Below are 11230 nucleotides of genomic sequence, written 5' to 3' on the forward strand. Positions count from 1 at the left end.
ATATGTATAGAAAAGTAGCATATTTTGGCTTTTGGGAGTATTGCAGTTGTTCTGTTACTTCCAAGGATTTGAACCTAACTTTTTTAACTTTGTTTTTGTAGAATAACCGAAAAGTAGTTTAGATGTCTGAGAAAATTGGGATTATAGTAGGTACAAATAGAACAGGGGCTATGTCTTATGAGATGGCACTTTATTATAAGGAGAAACTGGAGAAAGCAGGGCAAGAAACTGTGATGATTAATCTGCTAGACTTACCTCAGGATTTTGCTTTTTCGGCATTATATGAAAATAAAGGGAAGAGTGATGCTTATAATATTTTTCAAAAGAAGTTGGATGAAGTAGATAAGGCGTTTCTGTTAGTACCGGAGTATAATGGTTCTTTTCCTGGAGTTTTAAAAACCTTTATTGACGGTTTAAGATACCCTGACTCCTTTGAGGATAAAAAAATTGCATTGGTGGGCTTGTCTAATGGCGTGTTAGGAAATGCAGTGGGGCTTAGTCACTTAAGTGACATACTCAGCTATATGGGTGCTCATGTGTTGGGTTTGAGAGTGAAATTAGGAGAAATTCATAAGCATTTTGATGGTAGATCCTTAACCAATTTGACCTATGGCAGTTTTATCGATAAACAAATTCAAAGTTTGATAGCGTTTTAACTCGCTTTATTCATTAGAAAATCTCCCGATTGTTATCGGGACCGTAGCTAAATGCTTCCCATCGGCAAGCTCAGGGTAACACAAATCAGTTCACTTTCTCAGGCTCAGTTCAGTCGTAAACCCATTTAAACTTAATCACCATAGCCCTTCGATATTAGCTCAGGGTAAACGCTATGCTAATTTCCTTTAATTGTCTGATTTATTGTACTTTAAAACTCATAACGATTCCCCAACGCATAATCCGAGTTTAAATTTAGAACTTTTCTGTTGTAGCATAGTCATTAGGCTAATGCTGAGTTAGTTGGGTATGGAGTAAGCTCGAGTTTCTAACAAACATCTTGTGCTGGGACACTATTTGATTTTATGAATTTCTAAGGTGAACAGTAATAATTATGTCCAACGTACTTTAGCATTATGGCACTAAATGGAGATAATATTAGATAATTCGAATTTAAATTTCGTCTTCTGATAATCCACTTTGAGATACTAAATGGTACTATACTTGTGTTTTTTATAAATAAAAGTTAAAAATGTTTTGCCAGTTTAATCGATTAAGCATAGTTTTGAATTGTCCTTAAAAAATAGCCTTCCCTTATCATTGTCATGGAAAGATGAATAAGGGGAAGTTATTTATCCGCCCACCTTTATAAAAGAAGTATTTAATCAAAAGATATTTTTTTGAGCATGTGCTTAAACGATTAAGCATGTGGTTTTGGTAAAGGATATCTGTTTGGTTCCGTTTAGTTAAACTATCTAAAATTTCAAACCTATGAAGAAAAAACTATTTTTAAATTTAGCAATTATGTTTCTGCTAACAGGCTCAGTAGCCTTGGCACAAAACATAGCGGTATCTGGAACCGTCTCAGGAGAGACAGGTGCCCTGCCAGGAGTAAGTGTCATTTTAGAAGGCAGTACCCAAGGTACCATGACAGATGTGAATGGGAAATATTCCATTAATGTTCCCTCAAGTGGAACTTTGAAATTTTCCTTTATTGGTTATTTAACTCAGGCTGTAAAAGTTAATAACACCTCCATTATTAATGTAAATCTGGAAGAAGAGCAAACTAGTCTTTCAGAAGTGGTAGTAACTGCGTTGGGAATAAAAAGGGAAGCTAAGACGCTTGGTTATGCTACGGCTACTTTAAATTCAGACCAAATATCCATCAACCGTCAGCCGAATGTTATGTCTGGCTTGCAGGGTAAAATGGCAGGGGTGAATATTACAACTATGGGTACAGGCCCTGGAGGAACTGCAAAAATCAGGATTCGTGGCCAGTCTTCTTTTAGTGGTCAAAATAATCCTCTGATTATTGTCAATGGCGTTCCTATGGACAACTCTAACTATTCTTTAGGCGGAGACTTTGGTTCTAGGTCTTCTAATAGTTCAGATGGAGGTGATGGTCTTTCGAGCATAAACCCAGACGATATAGAAAGTATGACCGTATTAAAAGGAGCGACGGCGGCGGCTTTATATGGTTCACGTGCTAAAGATGGTGTAGTGATGATCACAACGAAATCGGGTGGTAGAAATAAAGGTTTTGGTGTAGATTATAACATCAATTTTACGACAGACACTCCACTTGATTTTACGGACTATCAATATGAATATGGTCAAGGTGAAGGAGGTAAAAGACCTACAACTGCTAACCCTACTTCTGGCGTGTGGAGTTTTGGTGAAAAATTCGAGCCAGGAATGACTCAAACTCTTTTTGATAATAAAACCTACCCATATGAGCCGGTTTACAATCGTATCCGTCAGTTTTATGATGTAGGTACTAATCTTAACAATACAGTAACGGTGTCAAATAGTGGTGCCACTGGTGGTTTTAGCTTATCATTATCTAATGCAGCTAATAAAGGGATAATGCCTAACAATAAATTTGATCGTAAGGTTATTAATTTAGGATTCAATCAAAACATAACCAGTAAACTGGTAGCCAGTGGAAATGTGAACTATTCATTAGAAAAGAACACCAATCCACCTCAAGTTAATACGCAAGATGTAGCTGTGGCAACTGTCATTGGTACTTTGGCCAATTCAATGCCCTTTGATGCCCTTCGTGATAACCAGACGCTTCCCAATGGGGATGAATTTGTATTTGCCCGTTTCTTGGTGCGTAATAATCCTTATTATTCCATGTCTCATAAATATGAAAATGTAAATAGGAACAGGATATTTGGAAATATTGCTCTTAAATATAATTTCACCGATTGGCTTTATGTACAGGGTAGAATTGCAGAAGACTTTTATGTCCGTAATCAGGAATACAATATACCAAACGGATATGCACCTATTGCCAAAGCTCCAGTTGGATTTGTAAATGGCTCTTATACTCAAGACATTCGCCAAAATTTAGAGCGTAACGTCGATTTAATTATTGGTGCCGATCGCACCTTCGGTAAAATTGGTGTTGATCTTACTTTGGGTGGTAATCAGCGATATGCTAGAAATGATTATAATTCAGTAGCAGTACAGGATTTTGTTTTGCCTGGTCTTTACACGGTTATGAATGGGCGTATAAAAGACCCACTTTATAATCTTTCAGAGAAAAAAATCAATTCAGTTTTTGGTGCAGCAACCATTTCATATAACGAGTTTTTATACCTAAATGTAACGGCACGAAATGATTGGTTTTCTACTTTGGCACCAGCAAATAGAAGTATTCTTTATCCTTCTGCCACCAGTAGTTTTGTGTTCTCTCAAGCCTTTGATAATATACCTGCTTGGTTAAATTTTGGTAAATTCAGAGCTGCATATGCTCAAGTGGGTTCTGATAACGTAAACCCTTATTCCAATGCCCTATTCTATGCTGTTGAAAACAATCCGTTTCCAAATCCTTCAGGGCTATCTGTACCAGTTGGGGGCATAAATACAGGTGTGGTTCCAAATACTAATCTTCAACCATTACGTATTAAGGAAGCTGAAGTAGGCTTAGAATTAAAGATTTTCAATAAAGTTGGTTTAGATTTTGCCTACTATCACAAGATTACGGAAGACCAAATTCTGGCGGCTCAAATTTCTAATGCAACATCTTATAATAGTAAGCTTATAAATGTTGGACGTAGTAAAAATGAAGGTATTGAGATGGCTTTTACCTTCTCACCGGTAGCTAAGGGAGATTTCCGTTGGGATATAAATGCGAATATGGCCTATAATACCTCGAAAGTGTTAAAACTAGGCTTAACAGATTCGGATACCATTATAACGGTGGCTTCTGGCGGTGGTCGTAACCTAGCTCAAGTAGTGGGTAAACCAATTGGTCAGTTGTATACGTTTATGTATCTCCGTGATGACCAAGGGAACCAAGTTTTCGATGCAAAAAGTGGACTTCCACTTCGTAATAATGTGATGCAAAATGTAGGAAGTGCCTTACCAAAATACGTAGGAGGTATTACCAATACATTCTCGTATAAAAACGTTTCCTTATCAACCTTAGTCGACTTTAAATTAGGTCACACTATGATTGCCGGTCGTAATACAAACTTCCAAAGGCATGGTCTTTCAAAACGTACCTTGCCTGGTCGTGATGTAGGATATGTGATAGGAGAGGGTGTAAACCAAAATGGAGAAGTAAATAAAACGCAAGTGGCTGTACAACCTTACTATGAGGCTATCAACCCACTTGGGATCAATGAGGACTGGGTTTCAAATGCCGGATTCTGGAAGCTTCGTCAGCTTACTTTAAGCTATGATGCCACCAAACTTTTCAGCGAAAGCGGTTTTGTGAAAGGTTTACGTTTAAGTGCCATTGCTAACAATGTTTTGGTAATCAAAAAATGGACAGAGAATATGGATCCTGAAGAAGCTTTAGTTTCATCAGATAATGCTGTAGGGCTTGATTTTTGGCCAGGATTGCCGCCTACCCGTAGCATTGGATTCAATTTAAATTTCAAATTCTAAATATTATTACAATGAAAATATACATTAAATACATTTTAGGCACCTTGCTAGCCATGTCTGCAGTATCCTGCGACAAAGGTTTCGACGAGGTAAATACAAATAGAATAAACCCAACGTCGCTTACCTCTTCAGCTATATTAAATAAAGCTATAATTTCAACTACTTACCTCGATGGCGGTAGTACATTGGGTATGTTAAGCTATAATTTTGGTATAGTACAGCAAATTATTACGCCTTACGGTAGCTCATTATCTGGTGCCAACTATAATCAGCTAAATAATGGAAATGCTACTGCCATATGGAATAACTTCTATCAAAATGTTTTGAAACAAGTGGTGGCCGCTGTAGAGCAAACCAAGGACAAACCATTAGAAGTAAATACCTACCAATCAGCAAGGATTTGGAAAGCATACTCTTTTATGATTTTGACCGATAACTATGGAGATATTCCATATTTTGAAGCTGGGAAAGGATATATTGACCAAGTGGTCGCTCCTAAATATGATGCTCAGCAAGTGATTTACAAGGACATCCTCAAAGAATTAGAGGAAGCAACGGCAGGCCTTAAAGTTAGTGAACCAGCGGTTATTACCGATATTTTGTATGGCGGGAATGTACCTAGATGGAAAAAGTTGGGTTACTCATTAATGCTTCGAGCTGCTATGCGTTTGAGTAAAGTAGATCCAGCCACAGCTCAAGCTTATGTAAAAAAAGCCGTAGCGGGTGGATTGATTGAGTCTAACGCTGACAACTCAATTATCAGACATACCTCTAATTGGAACAATTATATTGCAAATCATTTGGCTGCACGTGAAAAAACAAATTATTACCTAGCCGAACCTTTTGTAGATTATTTAAAGAAGAACAATGATCCAAGATTAGGTATTTTTGCAGTGAGGCATGTAGGAGCCAAGGGTGGTCAAGAGCAAAACGCTTCTAAGGCTAATTATTCCCCAGAAGTTCAAATTGGCATGCCAATGGGCTATAATGATGTTTCTATTTCGTCCACATTTGCTGCCAAAGGAGTGGCAAGTTTATGGGATTATAGTCAGCCAAACCTAACAACAGTACTCAAACTGGATGCACCAGAGTTTCATGTTACCTATTCTCAAACGCAACTACTGTTGGCAGAAGCGGCATTGAGAGGCTGGGTTTCTGGAGATGCAGGCACCTATTATAACAATGGAATTAGAGCTAACCTGGAGCAGATGGCCTTATATGATACTAAAGCCGCCATACCTGAGGCAGCTATAAAAGCATATATCGATTCGCAAGCTTTTGACCCTGCTAAAGGATATGAGCAAATAAATAATCAGTATTGGGTTGCCACATTTCTAGATGGAAATGAGAGTGTAGCCAATTTCAAAAGAAGTGGGTTTCCAACATTGAAAAGTAATCCTTATCCGGGTTCTGAGTTAAAAACTGAAGGTTTTATCAGAAGACTTCCTTATCCTGATGGTGAAATTGTGGTAAACTCTGCAAACATGAATGAAGCCATAGCACGCCAAGGACCTAATAATCTTGAAACTCGCATTTGGTGGGATAAAAAATAGATTTTAATCAAATTGAAAGACCAAGTGCTTAAACAATAAAGATTTGTAACCTATTAACTAAAAGACGAATGAAGGATTTGAATGTAAATGAAAGTAGAAGAGATACGATAAAGAAACTAGGGTTGAGTTCGGCAGGAATCTTGGGGCTCTTTGGTGGAGCCTCAAGAGCCGAAGCTAGAGAAACCACACCAAGCTACGCAAAGGGAATGGGCAAAGTGACTATTACCAAAGTGAGGGCAATAGCCACGGCACCCCAAGGGTCCAACCTGATAGTAGTTAAAGTGGAAACATCTGAACCTGGTCTTTATGGTTTAGGATGTGCCACGTTTACCCAGCGAGCAGTGGCTGTTGTGGCAGCTATTGATAGCTATCTAGATGATTTCTGTAGAGGCAAAGACGTAGATAATATAGAAGACATGTGGCAGTCTGCCTATGTTAGTTCTTACTGGAGAAACGGCCCTGTTTTAAATAATGCCTTGAGTGGTTTAGATCAAGCTCTTTGGGATATTAAGGGTAAAAGGGCTGGTATGCCAGTTTATCAATTATTGGGTGGTAAATCTAGGTTTGCGATTCCTTGTTATACCCATGCTAATGGAAGAACTCCAGAGGAGATGGTGGAAAGCGTTAAAAAATATCAAGAACAAGGTTTTAAGCATATAAGAATTCAGCAAGGTGGTTATGGGGCAGTAGGTGCTATACAGCAAACACCGGATTTTAAGGCGGCAGGTTTTGGTGGTGAGGGAGATAATTACATGAATACCCAGTATTACTTAAAATCTGTGCCTAAGATGTTTGAGGCTGTTAGGAAAGGCTGCGGCGAAGAAGTAGAATTGCTGCATGACATACATGAGCGTGTGCAGCCTATGGATGCCATAAACATGATAAAGAAGCTGGAGGAGTTTAGACCTTTCTTTATTGAAGATCCTTTTTCTCCAGAAAACATGAAATGGTTTAAGCAGCTTAGAGCAAGCACGTCTGTACCGCTAGCGATGGGTGAGCTTTTTAATAATATCAATGAATTTGTGGAACCGATGGTAAATCAATGGTTTGATTTTATCAGGATTCACGTATCACAGATTGGTGGGATTACACCCGCCATGAAAGTGGCAAGGTTAGGTGAATGGTTTAATGTAAGAACAGCGTGGCATGGACCGGGGGATGTTTCCCCGGTTGGCCATTCTGCTCATGCACACATTGATATGGCCGTTTGGAATTTTGGAATACAGGAGGCGGTATCGTTTAGCGACAAAATGCAAGATGTTTTCACTGGTTGTCCTACCATGAAAAATGGCTACATGTCTGTAAATGATGTGCCAGGGCTAGGGGTAGATCTCAATGAGAAAGAAGCCGCCAAATATCCTATTGGGACGAAGTCAAACTGGCAGGTTCGTAAAGATGACGGAACTATCTTAAGGCCATAATTGGACTTAAATGTGGGGTATTTAATCGATTAAATTAACTTTTCGTGATTTATAGTTTTTTTACTTAAGATCAATTTTTAAGTTTACTCCATGAGTGGAAAAAAGGTTTCAATGAAAGATATCGCAAAAGAAGCAGGGGTTTCAACAGCCTTAGTTTCTTATGTGATAAATGGAAATGAGAAAGAGAAAAGGGTTGGAAAGGAGATTGCAATAAAGATTAGGGAGATAGCTAAGAAACTTAACTATCAACCTAATCAAGTTGCAAAAAGTCTTAGGAGCGGAAAAACATATACAATAGGCTTGGTGATAGCAGATATTTCCAATCCATTTTTTGCCAATATTGCTAGAGTGGTGGAAGATGAAGCAAGACGAAAAGGTTATACGGTAATCATAGGAAGCTGTGATGAAAATGCAGAAAAGGCTTGGGATTTAATAAAAGTATTAATGAACAGGCAGGTGGATGGCTTCATCATAGTAGCTTCAGAACACTCAGAAGATCAAATAAGGCATTTGCGGGAAAAGAAGATTCCATTTGTTCTCTTAGACAGACATTTTCCTGAGCTTAATACAGATTTTGTTGCTACAGATAACTATACGGCTTCTTACGATGGGTGTGAGCATTTGATAAAAATGGGTTATGACAAGATAGGTTTGATAGCTTATAAACTAGATATGCATCATATGCATGAAAGGATAAAAGGTTATCAGTCTGCCTTGATGGAGAATAATATTGAAAGGAAAGATGAATGGTTGGTTGAGGTGGAGTTTGAAACCTTGGAAGATGAGGTTAAACGTGCCATCGACGGTTTTTTAAAGATGGAAAACAGACCAGAAGCTTTGATGTTTGCCACCTATGGCTTAGCCATTAACGGATTGAGATACATCAATGAATTGAAATTAAAAGTCCCAGATGATTTCGCGATTGTGAGTTTTGGACAGGCAGAGATTTTTGAGCTGTATTACTGCCCCATAACCTATTTATTACAGCCTTTAGAAGACTTGGGAGTTAAGGCAGTAGATGTATTAATGGGGAAAATTAATGATAAAGAAATGCCACTGACTCAGGTTTTAATGAAAGCTAAATTAATACAGCAAGAGTCTTCTAATAAGAAAGTTAAACAGATATAAGATACAAAGTCAACCCTAAAAGAAATGGAAAGAAGATCATTTTTGAAAAACACAATTTTGGGAACAGGTGTACTGCTAGGTGGTTTGAAATTTACCAGCGGTTTTGCGGCCACGTCGTCCCTTAAAATTACTAAAATCAGATACTACTCGGCACCCGGCTATAACAAACCTTTATTTAATCAAGCAAGAGGAATAGTAGAGATAGAAACCGATGGAGGGATAGTAGGAATAGGAGAGGGTGGAAGTAAAGATATGATAGAGCAATGTGCTCAAATGATCATAGGTGAAGATCCTTTTAGAATTGAGCATCTTTGGCAGTTCATGTATAGAACCATGTTTTATCCACCAGGAAGAGAGAAATTGCATGCTTTGGGTGCCATAGAAATGGCACTTTGGGACATCAAAGGCAAGGCATTAAATGTACCAGTTTATGAACTCATGGGTGGAGCCACCAGAGATTATATAGAATGTTACGCCACAGGATTTAGAGCTTCTAAAGCTACTACCCCAGAGGGTCAAGCTGAAGACTGTTTGAAGGCTGGATTACGTTGTTTCAGAATAGGGCCAACTGGCGGAAGTGACTTTAATGTGCCTTATGATTTTTACCAGAACGTTCAAAAAACCATTGACTTCTGTAAGAGCATTGATAATGCGGTTGGCGGTCAAGGAAACTGGGCTATTGACCTTCATACTAGATTTGACTTAATAGATGGCATAAAGGTTTGCACAGCCTTGGAAGATTTGCAGCCATATTTCGTAGAAGATATTGTTAGGAGTGAAAACCAAGCTGTTTATAAGCAAGTGAGGGCCATGACTAAAGTGCCAATTGCCGTAGGCGAACAGTATGGCGACAAATGGGATGTTAACGAACTGATAGAAGGGAGGTTGTTGGACTATGCTCGAGTTACACTTCCAAATACAGGAGGTTTAACAGAACTAAAGAAGATAGCAGCACTTTCCGAAACACATTATACAGGTATGATTCCCCACTTTACAGGGCCATTATCTACCGCTTCTTTGGTACATGTATTAGGTTCTAGTAGTCCATCCAGATGTATGATGGAGTTGGGTGGCGGTGCCCCAGAAAGACCAGCTTATTTTAATGAGGATTACATCCTTTTCAAAGACGGTAAACTTTATCTGAATCCGGCACCCGGTTTAGGAGTTAAATTTAATCCTAAGAAGGCAGATTTTGTGATGGAGATTTCTGAGAGAACAAAATTCCCTCACCCATATCTGAAAAGCCCAGATGGAGCTATTCATGGCTGGTAATTAGAAGTAATTCGTTTTAGAAAGAGGCAATTCAACCCTATTGAAATGGAAAGAAGAAAATTTTTAAGAAACATGGCATTAGGAAGTGGTGCCCTAATGCTTGGGCTTAAATCTAGTCTAGCTAATACCGCCACTTCCTCACTTAAAATAAAGAAAATTAGGTATTATGCAGCCCCTGATTATACTAAACCCTTGTTTAATCAGGCTCGCGGTATCGTTGAAATAGAAACAGACGAAGGTATTATAGGGATAGGAGAAGGAGGTAGTAAGGACATGATTGAGCAGTGTGCTCAAATGCTCATTGGGGAAGACCCATTCAGAATAGAACATCTCTGGCAGTATATGTATCGCACCATGTTTTATCCCCCAGGAAGAGAAAAGCTTCATGCTCTGGGTGCTCTAGAAATGGCACTTTGGGATATTAAAGGAAAAGCACTGGATGTGCCTGTTTATGATTTAATGGGTGGAGCTACCAGAGACTATATTGAATGCTATGCTACAGGTTTCAAAGCGTCCAATGCCACTACTTTAGAAGGGAGAGCAGAAGATTGTCTTAAGGCAGGGTTGCGTTGTTTTAGAACAGGTCCTACAGGCGGAGGTGATTTCAATGTGCCTTATGATTTTTATCAAAATACTCAAAAAACCATCGAACTCTGCAAAAGGTTAGATAGTGCAGTAGGCGGACAGGGAAACTGGGCCATTGACTTACATACTAAATATGATCTGATAGATGGATTGAAAGTTTGTACGGCCTTAGAAAAACTTCAGCCTTACTTTGTAGAGGATATCATCCGCAGCGAAAACATAGATATATACCATCAGGTCAGAGCTATGACTAATGTTCCTATTGCCGTAGGAGAACAGTTTGGTGACAAATGGGATATTAATGAATTAATAGAAGGTAGACTGCTAGATTATGCTAGAGTAACGCTACCTAATACAGGTGGACTTACCGAATTAAAGAAAATAGCAGCATTGTCTGAGACGCATTACACTGGTTTGATTCCCCATGGTACTGGACCACTATCTACAGCTTCTTTAGTTCATGTGCTGGGTTCCAGCAGCCCTTCTAGATGTATGATGGAGCTGGGAGGTGGAGAACCACATAGACCAGCTTACTTTAATGATGACTATATCCTGTTTAATAAAGGGAAGCTTTATCTAAATCCAGCACCAGGTTTAGGAGTTAAGTTTAACCCTAAGAAGGCAGATTTTGTGATGGAGATTTCTGAGAGAACAAAATTTCCTCACCCATACTTGAAAAGCCCAGATGGAGCTATTCATGGTTGGTAAGTTAAA

General features: G+C 38.7%; 7 protein-coding genes. All 7 read left to right on the forward strand.

Annotated features, from left to right (window positions below; translation table 11 throughout):
• Positions 1-122: 122 nt before the first annotated feature.
• The gene (locus tag ACSBFT_RS20960) at positions 123-656 is read left to right on the forward strand and encodes an NADPH-dependent FMN reductase (RefSeq protein ID WP_463046702.1); all 534 of its coding nucleotides are present in this window, start codon (positions 123-125) and stop codon (positions 654-656) included.
• Positions 657-1425: 769 nt separating this feature from the next.
• Entirely contained in the window at positions 1426-4557 is a 3132-nt protein-coding gene (locus ACSBFT_RS20965) for a SusC/RagA family TonB-linked outer membrane protein (RefSeq protein WP_489602305.1), read from the forward strand.
• Positions 4558-4568: 11 nt separating this feature from the next.
• A complete protein-coding gene (locus tag ACSBFT_RS20970) occupies positions 4569-6110 on the forward strand; it encodes a SusD/RagB family nutrient-binding outer membrane lipoprotein (RefSeq protein WP_489602306.1) in 1542 nt (513 codons plus the stop codon).
• A 68-nt stretch (positions 6111-6178) separates the two neighbouring features.
• Complete coding sequence (locus tag ACSBFT_RS20975) at positions 6179-7531, forward strand: enolase C-terminal domain-like protein (RefSeq protein ID WP_489602307.1); 1353 nt, start codon at positions 6179-6181, stop codon at positions 7529-7531.
• Positions 7532-7642: 111 nt separating this feature from the next.
• Complete coding sequence (locus ACSBFT_RS20980) at positions 7643-8659, forward strand: LacI family DNA-binding transcriptional regulator (RefSeq protein ID WP_489602308.1); 1017 nt, start codon at positions 7643-7645, stop codon at positions 8657-8659.
• Positions 8660-8683: 24 nt separating this feature from the next.
• Positions 8684-9931, forward strand: a complete 1248-nt coding sequence (locus ACSBFT_RS20985) for a mandelate racemase/muconate lactonizing enzyme family protein (RefSeq protein WP_489602309.1) — start codon at positions 8684-8686, stop codon at positions 9929-9931.
• A 45-nt stretch (positions 9932-9976) separates the two neighbouring features.
• Complete coding sequence (locus ACSBFT_RS20990) at positions 9977-11224, forward strand: mandelate racemase/muconate lactonizing enzyme family protein (protein WP_489602310.1); 1248 nt, start codon at positions 9977-9979, stop codon at positions 11222-11224.
• The last annotated feature ends 6 nt before the right edge of the window (positions 11225-11230 follow it).

Source organism: Arcticibacterium sp. SM2516, assembly GCF_057914865.1.

Bases quoted from the DNA above. Each gene is read 5' to 3' on its own strand.
- ACSBFT_RS20990 (WP_489602310.1), top strand. From the start codon at position 9,977: ATGGAAAGAAGAAAATTTTTAAGAAACATGGCATTAGGAAGTGGTGCC.
- ACSBFT_RS20965 (WP_489602305.1), top strand. From the start codon at position 1,426: ATGAAGAAAAAACTATTTTTAAATTTAGCAATTATGTTTCTGCTAACA.
- ACSBFT_RS20975 (WP_489602307.1), top strand. From the start codon at position 6,179: ATGAAGGATTTGAATGTAAATGAAAGTAGAAGAGATACGATAAAGAAA.
- ACSBFT_RS20960 (WP_463046702.1), top strand. From the start codon at position 123: ATGTCTGAGAAAATTGGGATTATAGTAGGTACAAATAGAACAGGGGCT.
- ACSBFT_RS20970 (WP_489602306.1), top strand. From the start codon at position 4,569: ATGAAAATATACATTAAATACATTTTAGGCACCTTGCTAGCCATGTCT.
- ACSBFT_RS20980 (WP_489602308.1), top strand. From the start codon at position 7,643: ATGAAAGATATCGCAAAAGAAGCAGGGGTTTCAACAGCCTTAGTTTCT.
- ACSBFT_RS20985 (WP_489602309.1), top strand. From the start codon at position 8,684: ATGGAAAGAAGATCATTTTTGAAAAACACAATTTTGGGAACAGGTGTA.